This is a genomic window from Vibrio sp. 2304, assembly GCF_033339475.1.
In the GTDB taxonomy this organism is placed as follows: domain Bacteria; phylum Pseudomonadota; class Gammaproteobacteria; order Enterobacterales; family Vibrionaceae; genus Vibrio; species Vibrio alginolyticus.
Genome location: NZ_JAWOUQ010000001.1, coordinates 356,159 through 371,563, shown reverse-complemented (window position 1 = coordinate 371,563; position 15,405 = coordinate 356,159). Strand labels below are relative to the sequence as shown.

16 protein-coding genes are annotated in these 15,405 nt (G+C 45.2%); 2 read left to right on the top strand and 14 right to left on the bottom strand.

Features of this window, described 5'->3' with window-relative positions; genetic code table 11:
* Window positions 1-33 precede the first annotated feature (33 nt).
* The 6 genes from R7P64_RS01690 to R7P64_RS01665 form a co-directional block, all read right to left on the bottom strand.
* Window positions 34-1,473, bottom strand: coding sequence for a PepSY domain-containing protein (locus R7P64_RS01690; protein ID WP_318118681.1), 1,440 nt, complete (start codon window positions 1,471-1,473; stop codon window positions 34-36).
* A gap of 154 nt (window positions 1,474-1,627) precedes the next feature.
* Window positions 1,628-1,987, bottom strand: coding sequence for a hypothetical protein (locus tag R7P64_RS01685; protein ID WP_318118680.1), 360 nt, complete (start codon window positions 1,985-1,987; stop codon window positions 1,628-1,630).
* A gap of 219 nt (window positions 1,988-2,206) precedes the next feature.
* Window positions 2,207-2,596 carry a cytochrome b562 gene (locus R7P64_RS01680; protein WP_005375067.1) on the bottom strand — a complete coding sequence of 130 codons (390 nt, stop codon included), beginning with the start codon at window positions 2,594-2,596 and terminating at the stop codon, window positions 2,207-2,209.
* A gap of 156 nt (window positions 2,597-2,752) precedes the next feature.
* Window positions 2,753-3,505: a phosphatase gene (locus R7P64_RS01675; protein WP_033906857.1), complete on the bottom strand. Its 753-nt coding sequence runs from the start codon at window positions 3,503-3,505 to the stop codon at window positions 2,753-2,755.
* Between the two features lie 83 nt (window positions 3,506-3,588).
* Window positions 3,589-4,035 carry an SRPBCC family protein gene (locus tag R7P64_RS01670; protein WP_005375065.1) on the bottom strand — a complete coding sequence of 149 codons (447 nt, stop codon included), beginning with the start codon at window positions 4,033-4,035 and terminating at the stop codon, window positions 3,589-3,591.
* Between the two features lie 99 nt (window positions 4,036-4,134).
* Entirely contained in the window at window positions 4,135-5,058 is a 924-nt protein-coding gene (locus tag R7P64_RS01665; protein ID WP_318118678.1) for a DMT family transporter, read from the bottom strand.
* 128 nt (window positions 5,059-5,186) lie between these two features.
* Between R7P64_RS01665 and R7P64_RS01660 the strand changes: the two genes are divergently transcribed.
* Together R7P64_RS01660 and R7P64_RS01655 are read left to right on the top strand one after the other, a co-directional pair.
* Window positions 5,187-6,080, top strand: a complete 894-nt coding sequence (locus tag R7P64_RS01660) for a LysR substrate-binding domain-containing protein (RefSeq protein ID WP_053307935.1) — start codon at window positions 5,187-5,189, stop codon at window positions 6,078-6,080.
* A gap of 73 nt (window positions 6,081-6,153) precedes the next feature.
* Window positions 6,154-7,212, top strand: a complete 1,059-nt coding sequence (locus tag R7P64_RS01655) for a S1 family peptidase (RefSeq protein ID WP_213912052.1) — start codon at window positions 6,154-6,156, stop codon at window positions 7,210-7,212.
* A 16-nt stretch (window positions 7,213-7,228) separates the two neighbouring features.
* On the opposite strand, the gene fliJ is transcribed toward R7P64_RS01655, so the two are convergent.
* From fliJ to R7P64_RS01615, 8 genes are read right to left on the bottom strand one after another with little or no spacing between them, the layout of a single operon-like run.
* On the bottom strand, window positions 7,229-7,669 hold the full coding sequence (gene fliJ, locus R7P64_RS01650) for a flagellar export protein FliJ (protein ID WP_005384016.1): 441 nt from the start codon (window positions 7,667-7,669) through the stop codon (window positions 7,229-7,231).
* A 24-nt stretch (window positions 7,670-7,693) separates the two neighbouring features.
* The gene (fliI, locus tag R7P64_RS01645) at window positions 7,694-9,040 is read right to left on the bottom strand and encodes a flagellar protein export ATPase FliI (protein ID WP_053350026.1); all 1,347 of its coding nucleotides are present in this window, start codon (window positions 9,038-9,040) and stop codon (window positions 7,694-7,696) included.
* A complete protein-coding gene (gene fliH, locus R7P64_RS01640) occupies window positions 9,033-9,788 on the bottom strand; it encodes a flagellar assembly protein FliH (RefSeq protein WP_213873782.1) in 756 nt (251 codons plus the stop codon). The genes fliI and fliH overlap by 8 nt, the downstream gene beginning before the upstream one ends.
* Window positions 9,789-9,792: 4 nt before the next feature.
* Window positions 9,793-10,806, bottom strand: a complete 1,014-nt coding sequence (locus R7P64_RS01635; protein ID WP_054702013.1) for a flagellar motor switch protein FliG — start codon at window positions 10,804-10,806, stop codon at window positions 9,793-9,795.
* Window positions 10,775-12,526 (bottom strand): flagellar basal-body MS-ring/collar protein FliF, encoded by a 1,752-nt coding sequence (gene fliF / locus R7P64_RS01630; RefSeq protein WP_005384024.1) that lies wholly within the window; start codon window positions 12,524-12,526, stop codon window positions 10,775-10,777. Before fliF ends, R7P64_RS01635 begins: the two co-directional genes overlap by 32 nt.
* A 3-nt stretch (window positions 12,527-12,529) precedes the next feature.
* On the bottom strand, window positions 12,530-12,886 hold the full coding sequence (gene fliE / locus R7P64_RS01625) for a flagellar hook-basal body complex protein FliE (RefSeq protein WP_005375045.1): 357 nt from the start codon (window positions 12,884-12,886) through the stop codon (window positions 12,530-12,532).
* A gap of 15 nt (window positions 12,887-12,901) precedes the next feature.
* The gene (locus R7P64_RS01620; RefSeq protein WP_031778880.1) at window positions 12,902-14,233 is read right to left on the bottom strand and encodes a sigma-54 interaction domain-containing protein; all 1,332 of its coding nucleotides are present in this window, start codon (window positions 14,231-14,233) and stop codon (window positions 12,902-12,904) included.
* Window positions 14,233-15,252 (bottom strand): OmpA family protein, encoded by a 1,020-nt coding sequence (locus tag R7P64_RS01615; RefSeq protein WP_158173237.1) that lies wholly within the window; start codon window positions 15,250-15,252, stop codon window positions 14,233-14,235. Before R7P64_RS01615 ends, R7P64_RS01620 begins: the two co-directional genes overlap by 1 nt.
* Window positions 15,253-15,405: the final 153 nt, after the last annotated feature.

The following is a 15,405-nucleotide window of genomic DNA, read 5'->3' as shown; positions in this document are numbered from 1 at the left end:
TGGCTCTTTTACTATTCCATTCTTTGTCTGTTACTAATTCAACGCCGTTTTCAGCTTCTCGACGCGGCTGAACAACAGCCAATCCAGTGCGAGAACCGTAACAATTGCCAAACCACCCATCGGGAACGCGAGACACAATATCACTAACGTTACTAAGCCAAGCTTCCAAATACCGTCTTGCTGAAACTTAGGTGGTGCGCCCAATGCGGCACTGCGACTTGGTCTACGAATCCACCACATCACCACACCTGTGATTGAGATTAAAATGAACGCTAGACAGAACACCACGTTGAGCACTTTGTTAAGCACACTGACATCGCCTTGGTGCAATGACACACCTGCCGCCATGAACTTGGCAAACAAACTGTAATCTTGCCACGTTACATCCACCAACAAGCGACCGGAATACTGGTCAAAGTGGCTGGTGCGATCTTGTCTTGGGTCGGAAATATCGCCGCCCATAGAGTTAGCTGCAACGGTGTAAACGCCCGTCTCAGAGCGTGGCAAAAACAGCTTATAGCCAGTGAAGCCCATCATTTCAGCTTTGAGGACAATATCATCAATAGAGAGCGCATCATGGTTGCCTGCGTATGCCATATCTTCCTTCATATTGGCATGATCATGAGCGGGTTTGTCTTTCGATTCAGGCACAGCAGCAAGCTCTAAGTTCCATGGCATCTCTTCTGATGCACCATGATTCAGGTCTTTGTGTGTCAGTGTCGACTCTGGTTTCTCACCCCATGTGTAATAGGTTGGGAAGGTATTCCAAGCTTGCACCATTTTCGCGCCCCAGATCCCTGCCCAAGACAAACCTGAAATCAAAAAGAACAACAGAACAATCGACAGCACACCACCTAAATTCGCATGCAGGTCACGCATCAAAATTCGAGGGCCATTGTTAAAGCGGATTTTCAAAAAGCCGGCGCGGCTGGCGTTGTCTCTCGGTAACCAAAGGTACAAACCAGACATCAACAGCAAAATCCCCAGACTTGCGGCGATTTCAATTAAACGGTCGCCTAAGTCTCCGATGAGCAACGTACCGTGAATGCTGTTCATCAGTTCATAGATGCTATCACCACGATTAATGGTACCTTGTACGTCTCCTGTATAAGGATTTACTGCAACAATCAGTGAGCTGCCTTCTTGGTTTTGAATCGAGAATCGGTTGGCAATATCGGCGGTTTTAGCAGGTACAAATTGAGTGACATTAAAATCGGGATACGCCTGCTTTACGGTTTCCAATTGTGCAGAGACAGGAACCATTTGCTCTTGTGGTGAAACCTGTAATGTCGCTTCGTATCGAGCCAGTTCGATTTCATCATCAAACAACATCACCAACCCCGTGAGGGAAAGCATCAGCATAAATGGAATGACGAACAAACCTGCGTAGAAGTGCCATCGCCACGTCATAAAGTAGATGGATTTTGCGCGTGAGGCTTCCTTGAGTTGAGGCTTTGCCGAGTTTCTCAACATGTGTATTTTCCTTTTTTCATTGTTGAACACCCAAATTCAGTCAAACGCATCCTACACATACGCATTCGTATGCGGCGTTATTTGACTTAGATTTGGGAGTACCACTGCTCGAAGTGGCAGTGTTGTTGGCTTTATTTACTTGTAATTGTTTTCGTTATGAGAAAAGGGAAACTGGCGGCGCTCGAGGAACAGGTGTTTCAAATCGCACACTTAGAGCCAAATAAGCGTAGCTGTCAGAAGTCACCAAGCTCTGTCTTGAAAGTATCGGTGTCGTTGGAAGTGTATCGTGATGAAAAGTCGAGAAGTGGCTAAACGGACAAGGCTTGCCTTTGTGGCTGACCGAATTGTCGCCCTCTTCTATTTGGACCAATTCAAAACCGTTAAGCGTACATAGCGTCGCCCACACGCCCATGCTGTTACCATGAGCATTGATAACAGGCATCAGCGTCACTAGCACCCAACTGAGAGCACTAGCAAATAACATCGAGCGGTAAAAGGAAATTAATCTACGCATAACGGTGACTTAACAAATTTCACACAGCGTAACCAATTTTGAGTGATAGCTCAAAAAACAGTATCAATAAGTGGTTGCTACCTCACAGGTTTTCTTGAATGCATCGATTGACAGGCGCAAAAAAGCCCGCCGAAATGGCAGGCTGATAATGTGTTCATTCATTACTTAGAGATAACGCGTAATCCACTGCCACGAGCAAATGCTCCGCTCAGTAGATAATTAGCCGAACAACTTGCTCCAAATGCTTGGATTGCGCTTGTCGTGGTACTCTTCACGAAGGCTATCGATTTCACGCAGTTGGTCTTTTGCTTCTTGTAGCTTGCCCGCATCAAGATCCGCTTCAATCTTATCTAGCGTTACCGTCAGCTTGTTAAAGCCTTCTAAGTAAGTATCAAACTTCTCTGGTGGGTAATTACCACGCTTAGATTGTTCAACAATCGCTTGCAAGCTATCAATCGCAGATTTCATGGTTTCGACATCAGATGCTTCTGCCGCCTGTTTGAATTCCATCTTCATCTGTTTCATGTTTTGTTTTAAATCAACCGCTTCTGCCATTGCGTATGTTGAGCCAAACGCAATCGCACACCCTAGGACTAAAGGACGTAACATTTTTCACTTCTCCATTTATAGTGCCGAATTCTGTGTCGGCTTTATTCACCCAAATAACCTACGCCATAAAAGGCGAAAAACTAGCTTAGTTGAGTATTTCCGGGTCGCAGTGTAAAGCAATCTGGCGTCGGGTGCATACCTTAAATGTAATCAAGTTTATGCGTTGAGAATGCTGTCATATTCTGCAATTGGTTTACGGCCTCTCAAAGCTAAGAAAGACAAAAACTGCTGAGCGGTGTGAGTAATCACTTTCTTGCTATCAATACCCACTTTGTCCATTAACTCTCCAACCAACTCCAGATTACCAACATCGTGACAGAAGTGCGCGTCACTGCCCGTGGTGAAGAAAACACCGAGATCTTTCCCGATTTGTGCAATCTCGTGGCAACGGTCTACGCTGCCTACTCGGCTGTTGCCTTTCAGCGTGGTGTTATTAATTTCAATCGCGACATTGTGCTCTTTCGCGCACGCTAAAACGGTCTGAAAATCAAAGTCGAAATTTGGATTACCAAGATGACCGAGCGCATCAATACGACCACTCTGAATGACATTAACAAGTGCTTCCGTGTGAGTTTGCTTGTTTGCAGGACGAAAAACGGGTTCATGAAAACTCGCGATCACCCAATCTAAGTTGCGGTCCACACTCAGTGGAATATCAATGTCGCCTTCGGTATTCATAATGTTAGATTCAACGCCACGAATAATCGCAACGCCTTCAAGAAAGCGAGGCAGAATTTTCTGGTTTGAGAAGAACCAGTAATGAGGCGCACCCGGCATTGATTCTGCGTGATCGGTCGTGCAGAACATATCCAGCCCGTTCTCTTTTGCCAACTTTGCATTTTCAATCAAGGTACTGTACGCGTGACCACTTGCGTACGTATGTGTATGGGTATCAACTTTAAATTCCATCATCCACTCTCTTAGGTGCGCTATCTTGCGTGCTATTGTATACCTTCAGGCAACGCATCGTCAGCCCAAGATAAGCAAGAACCCTAAGCTTGCTCTTCACTAATGGCTTTTATCAAGGGTAAAGCTTTTTCCCATCCGTGATTAAACATGGAAACAAAGTCGTTGTGAGTATGAATGGTAACATTGAGTAGTAAACGATCGTTGTTGGTATCGATCTGGTAGATCTCTCGCGATCCGATCCACCTAGATGCTAGGTCAGCATCGAGTTGTTGACGATTATCCGGATTAAAAATGGCAACATGATGAAATTCAAGTTTTTGAAGCGGTAGCACCGTATCTATGATCGCCCTTGTCCCGCCCATATCTGGATCAAAAAAAGTGATGCCACCTCCTTCTTCCCAAGCTCCTTCAAATTGAGACTGCGGTGAAAAGGCTTGTGCCCAACGTTTATACAACTCAACATCGGTTAGCACTTCCCACACTCGTTGCGGTGTCGCCGAAATTTCGACGTAATAATTTAGCGTAAGCATGATTTCTCTCCCTGAACCTTTCTTGACGCTAGCCCATACTCAGGAAAAATCAAACCACACGACCAATTTATCTACCTGCCCGCTTCATTTTCCGACAGACTAAGAAGTTCTCGCTTGTAAACCGCCACTGCGATGCGCCTTAAAGCGAACCCAACATGTGTTCAGTATGATTGCGAGCACTATTAAACTCATCCCAACAATTTGACTTTGACTCATTCGGTCTTCAAAAAACAGGCTCTGCCAAACCGCAGTGAACAATAAGTTAGTAAAAATGAGTGGCGCAAGTTGAGAGCCACTGCTTGCCAGTTTATATGCTTTGGAGCGAAAAACTTGGGTGTTAATGATCATCAGAGACATCATACCGACCCACAGCGTATTTGAAGAAATCTCAGGCGTCATAACACTCATATTAAGTAACGCGTCGAAGTCATTAAACAAAGTTAGCGGCAACAGAAATACGGCAGCAAATCCAAACGCCCAAAAGTTGATTTCTAGCGGCGACATATTTGTTTTACTCACTTTATATAACGTAAGCTGAGAACCAGAATTGAAGAGTCCACCAGCCAAGCCGAGCAATAAATCCGCTCGCCATGTAATCTCACTTCCACCGCCCGCCAACATAACCACACCAGTGAACGCCATTGCTAAAGCCGCCAATGTTGAAACACGAATGCGCCCCCTCATGAACAGCTTTTCAACCAAGGGAATAAATAATGGACCAGTAGCAAACAAAACGACCCCCTCAACGAGCGTTAACGTTTGTAATGACGCGATAAAGCAAAGTTGTGACAAACCGATACAAAGAGCACGCAATAAAATAGGCTTTATCGTGCCCGCTTTAGGAAAGGTAAGGTTTTTCACACGAAGTAAGATAAGCAAGATAAGCGCAGGCACCAAAAAACGTAAGAAGCTAAATAGTGTGACGGAAAGTTCGCCTGACAACTGCTTTGCTAACAGTCCAGTAACAGATAAGCTTAACGTAGACATCAACATGAAAAGGATAGATTTATTTACAGCATTCATTCAATACTCCTTAATATATGGAGCATTTTAAAAGACATCACTTATCGTAAATAGCGAGTAATATTAACCATTGATGTAAGAAAAACTTACAGTTTAACTTATCTATCACCAGCTACGGTTTTTAAATTATGCGGAAACTAGTCCCCTTAAAGTCCATCTACGCATTTGTTGCAGTAGCTGAGTCTGGCAGCATGACAGAAGCAGCACAGATATTAAGTGTGAGCCACTCAGCCGTAAGTCAGGCGATTAAATCGCTGGAGAGTCAAGTCAACAAGCCTCTATTTGATCGCATAGGCAGACAAGTTCAACTCAACGCGGACGGTAAAAAGTATTACAGAAAGGTGGCACCCGCTTTAGAGCAAATTGTCGATGCAACGGAAGCACTCATCCAAGATCAGAACTTGCAACGTGTTACGCTCAATATGGTGAATTCGTTGGCTCTTCACTGGTGGATTCCTCGAATGTCAGATTTACAAGGGTTTGCTCCTCAATTAGACGTTCGTTTATCAAACCTGTCTGGCAGATTCAATTTAGAACAAGAAGGTATCGACGCGGCCTTGGTGCATGGAAATCCCGAAGAATGGCAGGATTACTACTGCGAAAAGCTCAGTGAAGATGAACTGGTTTTGGTGTGCAGTCCTGAATTGATAGCGAAGACAAAGGACTCAAACATCACTCAACTCTTAAAGCAATATCCCATCATTGAAGTTACTAACGAGCGAAGAAAAAATGACTGGAACGTGTGGCAGGACGCGACGGGTATCCAGCGACCTAAAAATAAAAAACCAATCACTTTTAACATGTCGATACAAGCCGTCCAGGCCACAACTCGTCGTTTGGGGTTATTGGTCACTCATCGCTTGTTTGTGAAGGATGACATCAAATATGGTCAGCTAATCGAGCTGGGTGAACCCGTCATTAATCCTCATCAACAGCTTTACTTTGTATGCCCGCCACACAAGCTAAAGCTTGAATCGTTTCATCTGTTGCGATCTTGGCTACAACAATCATTCAACTATTAGAAGCTTTTGTTAAGCACATTCACTGAAAAACTAGTATAAAGTTAGAAGAGCACTTTTCATCCAAGGATGGTTTATGAAGCAGTATCAAATATGGCTAAGCGCACTCTGTTTTGCAGTATCTTTGAGTGCGACCGCAGAAGCAGAAAATGATAACCGCCTTTCAGAACAAGGGATCTCCACGGCAATTATTGGAGGGCAGCAGGCGACCCAAAACCAACTTCCTTTTTTTGCACGTCTTATTCTACATAAAACTGGCGCTAATCAGTTTGCCAATATTTGTGGGGGAACCATTGTAAACGACCGCTTCATTTTAACTGCGGCTCACTGCGTAGAACCAAGCGTTTTCACTGACGGGTGGACAATCAACGATCTACGAGTACTAGTCAAAAACCCTACGATGAATGACGTGTTTGTTGAAGAATTCAAAGATGTTCGCTCTATCGCGATTCATCCTGATTATGTGCCTAGCGATTTATGGATTAATGACATCGCTGTCCTTGAATTGACTCGCCCTATTACCGATAACGTTCAATCCATCACTTTACCGCAAGACTTTGGAGACTACAGCAGCAAGACGGTTTATCAGATATTCGGTTTAGGTCAGACCTCGACTAGTGATGAAAACGGGCCAAACTATTTGCGCTGGGCAGAAGTGAAACCCCTTACCGACACCCAATGCGCTTCGTTGGTAACAGGGTTTAACGCTCAGGAAAGTTTGTGTGCCAATGGATTTCCTGAGCGAAGCTACACTGGTATCTGCCGCGGTGACTCAGGCGGTCCCCTCACTTATCAAGACAATAATGGCATGTATCAGCAAATCGGTATTGTGAGCTATGGTTCTTCTGTTTGTGAATCTGCTGCGATTCCGAGCGTGTTTACTGAGGTTTTAAATTATACAACGTGGATTGAAGCCCAAACCAGTTCGGGAGTGAAAACTCGTTATAACGCCCTCTTAGCAAGTACAGAAGATTATCATAGTGAAGGCGATTCCGGCTTTGAACCAGAAGATACTAACACGTCGGGCTTTGACGATAACGGCAGCGGCGGCGGCGGTGCTCTCGGATCAGGGTTGATCATGCTTGGAGGCTGGTTTGGTTGGCTAAGACACCGCAGAAATGATTCGCGCTCCTAGTTGCGTCAACAAGACATCATAATATCTTGCGCTTAACGCGAGAGTTAATGATGTCTTCAATCATCTTTTGCTCTTTTTTCGCTTTTTCATAGTTCTGCTTAGTACGCCAACGCTCAAGCACTTTTTCTAACCCTTGAACGCGTGCGTGCTTGTGTTCTAGTGTTTTCTGTACAGATGCACATTCCGCTTGCATAACGGCTTGCTCTTGCTCGTGGTGACGAAGCATTCTTTGTAGCATTTGGTCAACACGATTAAAGTTCATCAAAGCCGCGCTCGTCAGCGTCGGGCCGGTTCGGGTTGATTGTCCAGCGTGGCCTTTCAACGCCGATAACTGTTCCAATTGCATTGAAAGATGGGAGTGACGCTGACGCATGGCATCAAGTTGTTGACCTACACGATCACGCTGTTTTTCTTCCATTTGCTGTAACTTGCCTACGGCTTTTAACTTGGATTTCATTTCAGCCTTGTCACTCCCATTTGATTAAGCACTTTGAAAAAGCTGCGCGAGCTCGGTCAAACTGGTTGGGTAATCTACAGACTCGTTGGCAGCTTGTTGTAGATATGCACGCAAGTTTGGGTACATAGCAACTGATTGATCTAACTCAGGATCTTGTCCTGGTTGATAACCCCCTAATGGCAGTAACTCTTTAACCTGAAGGTAGTTGGAGTACATTTGACGGAAGTTATTCGCAATCGTGCTGTGTGCGTCCTGCGTACAAGTATTCATACAACGGCTAATAGACGCGTTGATATCTATCGCGGGATAATGCCCTTGCTCAGCCAGTTGACGCGATAAAACGACATGCCCATCTAAGATGGCGCGCGCGGAATCCACGACTGGATCTTGTTGGTCGTCTCCTTCTGCCAATACGGTGTAAATTGCCGTTAAGCTACCATGTTGATTTTCACTGTTACCCGCTCGCTCTAGGAGTTGAGGTAACACGCTGAAGACTGAGGGCGGATAACCACGAGAAGCTGGAGGCTCTCCGAGCGAAAGAGCGATTTCGCGCTGTGCCATGGCGTATCGGGTTAGAGAGTCCATCAGAAGTAGAACGTCTTTGCCTTGGTCTCGGAAATACTCTGAAACGCGATGACAAAGTAGTGTCGCTCTTAACCTCATTAGCGGGGATTCATCAGCAGGAGCCGCGATAATGATCGCTTTCTTGCGCGCTTCTGGGGTTAAGTTTCTTTCAATGAACTCACGGACTTCTCTGCCTCGCTCACCGATAAGCCCGACCACAATTACATCGGCCTCCGTGTTTTTGGTGATCATCCCCATTAACACACTTTTACCGACACCACTGCCAGCCATCAAACCAATACGTTGGCCTTTGCCTACCGTCAATAGTCCATTAATAGCACGCACGCCTACGTTGAGTGGTGTATCAACTGGGCGTCGCTTCAGTGGGTTAATCGGTTTTGGTTCAAGTGAAACTCGCTCTCCCCCCTTAAGCGGTGCCCCATCATCTAACGGCTCACCTAAACCATTCAGTACGCGTCCTAACCACTGAGAGCTTAGCTGCACGGTACTGTCACCATCAAGAGGGATGACTTTTGCACCTGCAAACAGACCGCCTAAACGGCGGATAGGCATGAGGTAAGCAATAGTGTGTTCAAAGCCCACAACTTGCGCTTCGATCATATCGCCTTCCGCGGTTTCTACGAGACAACGCTGCTCAAGCTTAAACCGACACCCTACGGCTTGTAACATTAAGCCGTTTACTTTTATCAATCGCCCTGTTACGCGAGCAACAGGGATTGAATCGAGCGAAGCCAAGGCTTCGCTCAAACGCTCACTTAATAGTTCATGGCTTAGGGTATTACTCATGCTCAGACTCTACCTGTGGAATACTGACTTCATCCAAAAGGTGTTGCTTTACATTGTCCATACAGGCTTCCAAACGAGAGTCGCAGCTCGCATCCGCTTCTGCGTCATCAGTCACTAACTGACAGCCACCAATAGGAAGCTCCGTATTAGGGACCAGTTTCCAAGATTGCGGCAAATCAGCATTGATGTGAGTAATGCGCTCTAAATCTTGCGGATTTAAATGCACAGTTACTGTTTCCGCTTTACCAGGCATGGCAGACAATGTCTCGTCCACCAAAGCTAGGATCTGCTGAGGCATTAAAGTGAGCTCGGCACGAATCACTTGCTGAGCTACCTTTTGTACCAGTTCACAAATCATATGGCGTTGTTGCTGCTCTTTTTCATTCTGCCAACGAGAAAGGGCGTGAAAAAGTTCATTGACAGGCTTCGCCGCCTCCAAAAAGCCTTGCTTTCCAGACTGCTCACCGGAAACAAAGCCTTTTTGGAAACCTTCTTTTTGGCCTTCCAACAGACCTTGTTGCTTGCCCTGTTCGATACCTTGGCGTAAGCCTTCCTCATGTCCTTGTTGCAAACCTTGTTGAAAACCTTCTTCAAGTTGCTGTTGGATATCAATTTGAGGTTCTTGCCAGCCTTGGTTATCTAGCCCGAATTCGTCTTCGATAGTCTTAGGTTGCGCTAAAGGCGGAAAACGGTGTAAACGATACCCGCTCGGAGGCAATCGCATAGTACTTGATTTTGTCTCTAGCATGACCTTACTCCACCGTTGGCTCTTCATAGAGAAGCAGCTGAACTTCACCAGATTCATCCAGCTCACGTACCATTTGCATGATGTCTTGACGTGCTTTTTGAACTCGACTTAACGCAACAGCGCCGCGTGCGTCCATGTCATCTTCTAGCGCTTTCACCATACGTTGCGGCATTGAACGCTTAATAGCTTGCTGTAAGGTAATATCGGAACCTTTTAGCGCGACTGCCCACAACTCTAGCGGGATTTGCTGCACCAACATGTCCATGGTTTCTTCGCGTTGTCGGCCAAGAACCATAAAGTCGAACATGTTTTCTTCGATTGCATTAACAACATCTTCATCATGCAACTTCAGCATTTCCATCAATGAACCACGGTCACCTTCAAAGCGGTTAATGATATCTGCTGCTTGCTTAACACCTGATAACGGCGTGCTTTGACTTGCGGATACTTTTTCGATGCAACGCTCAACGAGTTCATGCAAATCAACGGCAACTTGATGATCGATATCTTGCAATTGAGCAATACGGAACAAGATTTCGTCATGGTAATCTTGTGGCAAGTGCTTCAATACCGCTGAAGAGCTATCTGCTGGCAAATACGCTAGAAAAATTGCTTGCATTTGTGGGTGCTCGTTCACAATGAAACGAGCGAGAGTTTCTGCTTCCACCCACTGTAAGCGCTGCATATTGTTGCGAATTTCATCGCCATATAAGGTATTTAATAACCCTTTTGCCAAATCGTTACCCAATGCTTTACGCAATGTATTAGATAGGTATTCCTTAGAGGCTCCTCGAATACCGCTGTGCTCACGGAAATCTTCGAAGAAAGCTTGAATAACACCACGAGCAGAATCGCTCTTAATGCCATTTAACTTCGCCATTGCACGAGTCACACGCTGGGTTTCATCACGGCTAAAGTGTTGCAAAACCTTCGCTGCGGCATCCTCGCCCATGCCTAATAGCACGAGCGCGGTTTGTTCAACATAACTAAGCGTCTGCTTTGATAGAACTGTGTTCATTGATGTTTACCCATTGTTTCAGTATTTCGGCTACGCGCTCTGGCTCTTCATTAGCAATAAGCTGTAGGTGTTTCAATTGAATTTCTAATGGCGAACCTGCTGGTGGTAGCATGTCGCTGTTTACATCTAAACCTGAAGAGGCTGAGATGCCTTTTTCAGATAGGCGGCGATCAAGTACTTCTTCATGCTCGCGCTCTTCACGCGTTTGCAAGTTTTCGTAGTCAGGCTCTTCCTGAGGCTCAGCAAAATTTAGCTCAGGCACAGGTTTATCAACGCCAGTTAGGTGCATGATTAATGGACGCAGTACGAAGAAGATCATCGCCAAGCCTAACAAGCCACCAATAACGTAGCGTATTGGCTGCTGTACTGTAGGGTCTTGCCACCACGGCAGTGCAGGAGGAGCATCAATTTCAATTGGGGTGAAGTTGAAACTCATTAAACTTAAGCTGTCACCTCGTGTGGCAGAGATACCAACAGCATCCATGATCATGTTTGAGATTTGCTCTTTATCGGCTTCACTCCACGCCACACCATCTGGCGAAGCTTTCGAGTTCAACAAAACCGAGACACTAAGCTTTTCTATTTGGCCTTGTTGGTATTGAGTACGACGAACACTACTACCTACAGCATATTGACGATTCACTTCAGATCGCGCATTCGTGTTTTGGCTATCGTTCGTTTCCACTTCACCAGATCCTGTCACTGGCGGTTGGTTACTTAGAGAACCTGGAACACCCAACGCAATTTGATCAACCGAGTTGTTATGAATGGTGTGCTCATTACGCACAACCGGCGCGTTATCCAAAATTTCTTGTGTTTCTTCAACTTGGCTAAAGTCCAGATCGGCAGCGACTTGTACGCGGAAGTTACTCGGCCCCACAATCGGCGTAAGCATATCTGCTGCGCGTTGGATGATCTGTTTTTCAACACTCTTCTGGTATTCAAGATATTTCGCGTTTACTTTGCCGGCTTCCGCAGAAGCGACATCCGCACTAAGAAGACGGCCATACTGGTCAATGACAGAAACAAATTCTGGCTTCATTGCCGTGACACTACCGACCACTAGGTTAATGATCGCTTCGACTTGTTCAGGCTTTAAGTCTTCACCAGGTTTGAGCTCAAGCATGACAGATGCTGATGGATTCTCACTGTTTTGGCGGACGAATAGAGTTTGACGAGGTATTGCTAAATGAACACGCGCGTTCGCTACTGAGTTCAAAGACATGATAGTACGTACTAACTCACCTTCTAAACCATGACGATAACGCGCCGTTTCCATAAATTGGCTCGTACCAAGAGAGCTATCTTCCTTGAGCGAATCCAAACCTGTCGGCAGCTTCGCTTTAACACCTTTTGATGCAAGCAACATGCGTACCTTCGCAACCTCACCTTCTGGTACAAGAACTTGTCCATTTTGCTCTTGCATGCGGTAGCTTACGCCTTCGCTTTCTAATACCGACACAATTTCGCCGATATCAAAACGCTCTTGTTGGCTATAAAGCGGACGAAAGCTCTGCGAGGAACTCCATAGTGCAACCACAATAATCGCTGCAACAATCGCAGCTAACACCGCAGATAGCACTAAGTTTCTCTGACTGCTAGACCAGATTTGCTTCAGCTTCGTTGTCACATCGTCCATGCCATTGGCAGTAGAAAATGTCTGTGCTGTGCCGGTAGCCATAGCTGTGTTTCCGGCGACTTGGGGGGTTAGTTCTGACATGAATTACACCGGCATCTTCATAATATCTTCAAATGAGGTCACGACTTTGTTGCGCACTTGCATCAAAGCATTAAAGGACAAGCTGGCTTTTTGGCTCGCGACCATTGCACCAACTAGGTCATCACTTTTTCCTGTTTCTACGGCCGTCATTTTTTGACTAGCCACTGATTGATGTTGATTCACTGTATCCAACACATTTGTCATCGCTTGTGAGAACGATAAAGGTGCGTTTAGTGATTGTTGATCTAAAGGATTTGCACTCACGATAAACTCTGGCGGCTGCACTTGTGCCTGCATCGCCTGCATTTTTGACAACATAAGTTGCTCTGCCGAGACCGCATGAGTAGGTTGACTTGCCATCTATTTTTTCTCCTATTAGGCAGCCGAGCCTAGTGCCGACTGTAAATCAATACCATGTTCTCGCATTGCTGCGAGCTTGTAGCGTAGCGCTCGAGTAGAGACTCCAAGCGCGTTTGCGGTTTTCGTTCGGTTTCCACCAAACTGACGTAACTTTTCCAAAATAAACTGATATTCAGCTTGCTTCTTCGCTTCTACATGACCAAAACTTGAAGTTGGCTCTGCTGTAGGAACTGACGCGACAAGCTCAATAGGCAGCATCAGGTCATGGGCTGTAATGTAATCACCATGACGCATGACCAAAGCGCGTTGAATGACATTTTCCAACTCACGAATATTGCCCGGCCAGTGATACTGACTCAGCGCACTAATCGCATCTTGGGATAGGTGACAGCGGCTGCTATCTTGATACTTTTCAATAAAGAATTGGCTAATCGGTAGAATGTCCTCTTTTCTTTCACGCAAAGGCGGCCAGTGCAGAGGCAGCACATCTAATCGATAATAAAGATCTTCACGGAACGTGCCTTTTTGAACTTCCTCACGTAAGTCTTTGTTGGTTGCCGCAATAACACGAATATCGAGCTGAACGGCTTTATGGCTACCAACACGTTCTACTTCACGCTCTTGAAGGACGCGTAACAATTTCGCTTGAACCGCAGGTGACATTTCACCAATCTCGTCAAGCAGAATCGTCCCGCCATTTGCTTCTTCAAACTTACCGCTTTGAGAATTTGTCGCTCCGGTGAACGCGCCTTTTACATGACCGAATAGCACAGCCTCTAACATTGACTCTGGAATGGCGGCACAGTTAACCGCCACAAATGGACCATTGATACGCGGAGAGTGCTCGTGCACATATCGCGCCAGCACTTCTTTACCCGTTCCCGATTCACCTGTAATAAGCACACTCGCGTTAGTACATGCTGCACGATGCGCCAATTGCAGAACTTGTTTGCTTCTCCAAGACTCCGCAACAATGTTGGCCATTGGCTTACCTAACGCTTCAACACGTTTAAGCAGATTAACCAACTGATTAGATTCAAACGGGCGTAATAGATAATCAGTAGCGCCCGCTTTCATCGTCTCAGCAGCCAAGATGCCTTGTTCTTGGTCGACAATCGCAATAACAACACCCGAATTTCGCTGCTTTTGGTGACACGCGACAAACTCACGAACACACATATCCGGCAGCGTAGAGCTCACTAAAGTGATTTCTGCTCGCTCTTCAAGCAAAGCGCCTCGACCAGTACGAGTGTGTTTCGCGGTGTAACCTGCATTTTGCAACACATCCAATACTGGTTGAGCAAGAGCTTCATTTGGCTCAACCAACAAAATTTTCGTTTTCGTCATCATTGAACCTTAACTTTCGTTTGTTGATTTTGTGATTGTAGATCTGGGTGGTGTTTCGTAGCCGTATACTCGTTGTCCCTCACTAAACGCAGGGTGACACGTCGGTTTTTTGCTTGGCCATTAACCGAGTTATTGCTGGCAATTGGGTAACGCGAACCATGAGCTCGTGTTTCGATCATCGACTCGTCGACCCCAAGCTCAATCAAAGCGTTGGTGACTTGCTCTGCTCGAGTACGTGACACAGAAAGGTTCGTTAAACTTGAACCAACGTTATCGGTGTGACCGTCGATGAGGATTTTGGTCACTCGATCATCCACAGATACATAGCTATACAGCGCTTCTAGTGTTGCTTTCTGTCCACGACTTAACGTCTTCTGACCAAACTCAAATGAGAGCGCCATATCCCTTGCCTCTGAAAAAGACAATTTAGGCAATCGCGCGCGACACACATTAAATGATTTCAATGCGTTTTGAATTTGAAGAGTAGGAATCACAATCTCTGAAACAGAGGAAGCATTACTTCCTTTAAGTGACAGCGTCACCCAACTACCCGAAGCAATTGAATCCATGAATTCTTCAGCGCCTTTATTAAAGATGAAACGCTGAGACGGCTTAGTAAATTCAAGGGAACCAAATTCTTTTCTATAAAGCTCATCACTCCAAGGAGCATTTTGAGTTGTTAAAGCAATCGTTTTCCATTTATTGTTTTCATATTCTATATCGGAAATAAAATAGAATTTATTATTAGGTTCCGCTAGGAAATAAAACTTCCCATAGTCATTATTTGATTGCAACAAGTTGCATTTGAATTTATTTCCCTCATATGTCCATTTAGAGAGGTCCATAGGGATTGTTAAGACTTCTTCTGAATATGACACTTTTGAAAAAATAAAACTGATAACAATAATTGTGTTACAAATTATCAAACGGACATGATTCATGTATATCTTACATTCCCATGACTTAAACCGTTTAATTAAATATGCCACCAAGCCGAGAGAACTGGCATAGCTAATCATTTTAATTACCTATTCTGAATATTAAAATTGTTTACAAAACGCTCAAGAGAGCACGCTTAGCCTCCGTCGGAAGCTTTAAGCATAAAAAACAGTATCTTATAATTTATTTATTTGAAGTTGTTGTTACGCCATAAAGGCAATTTAAAAAATCCA

Bases quoted from the DNA above. Each gene is read 5' to 3' on its own strand.
- R7P64_RS01615 (WP_158173237.1), bottom strand. From the start codon at position 15,252: ATGATTAGCTATGCCAGTTCTCTCGGCTTGGTGGCATATTTAATTAAA.
- R7P64_RS01655 (WP_213912052.1), top strand. From the start codon at position 6,154: ATGAAGCAGTATCAAATATGGCTAAGCGCACTCTGTTTTGCAGTATCT.
- R7P64_RS01665 (WP_318118678.1), bottom strand. From the start codon at position 5,058: ATGAATGCTGTAAATAAATCTATCCTTTTCATGTTGATGTCTACGTTA.
- fliI (WP_053350026.1), bottom strand. From the start codon at position 9,040: ATGAGTAATACCCTAAGCCATGAACTATTAAGTGAGCGTTTGAGCGAA.
- fliJ (WP_005384016.1), bottom strand. From the start codon at position 7,669: ATGAAATCCAAGTTAAAAGCCGTAGGCAAGTTACAGCAAATGGAAGAA.
- R7P64_RS01670 (WP_005375065.1), bottom strand. From the start codon at position 4,035: ATGCTTACGCTAAATTATTACGTCGAAATTTCGGCGACACCGCAACGA.
- R7P64_RS01620 (WP_031778880.1), bottom strand. From the start codon at position 14,233: ATGACGAAAACGAAAATTTTGTTGGTTGAGCCAAATGAAGCTCTTGCT.
- R7P64_RS01690 (WP_318118681.1), bottom strand. From the start codon at position 1,473: ATGTTGAGAAACTCGGCAAAGCCTCAACTCAAGGAAGCCTCACGCGCA.
- fliF (WP_005384024.1), bottom strand. From the start codon at position 12,526: ATGTCAGAACTAACCCCCCAAGTCGCCGGAAACACAGCTATGGCTACC.
- R7P64_RS01635 (WP_054702013.1), bottom strand. From the start codon at position 10,806: ATGAACACAGTTCTATCAAAGCAGACGCTTAGTTATGTTGAACAAACC.
- fliE (WP_005375045.1), bottom strand. From the start codon at position 12,886: ATGGCAAGTCAACCTACTCATGCGGTCTCGGCAGAGCAACTTATGTTG.
- fliH (WP_213873782.1), bottom strand. From the start codon at position 9,788: ATGCTAGAGACAAAATCAAGTACTATGCGATTGCCTCCGAGCGGGTAT.
- R7P64_RS01660 (WP_053307935.1), top strand. From the start codon at position 5,187: ATGCGGAAACTAGTCCCCTTAAAGTCCATCTACGCATTTGTTGCAGTA.
- R7P64_RS01680 (WP_005375067.1), bottom strand. From the start codon at position 2,596: ATGTTACGTCCTTTAGTCCTAGGGTGTGCGATTGCGTTTGGCTCAACA.
- R7P64_RS01685 (WP_318118680.1), bottom strand. From the start codon at position 1,987: ATGCGTAGATTAATTTCCTTTTACCGCTCGATGTTATTTGCTAGTGCT.
- R7P64_RS01675 (WP_033906857.1), bottom strand. From the start codon at position 3,505: ATGGAATTTAAAGTTGATACCCATACACATACGTACGCAAGTGGTCAC.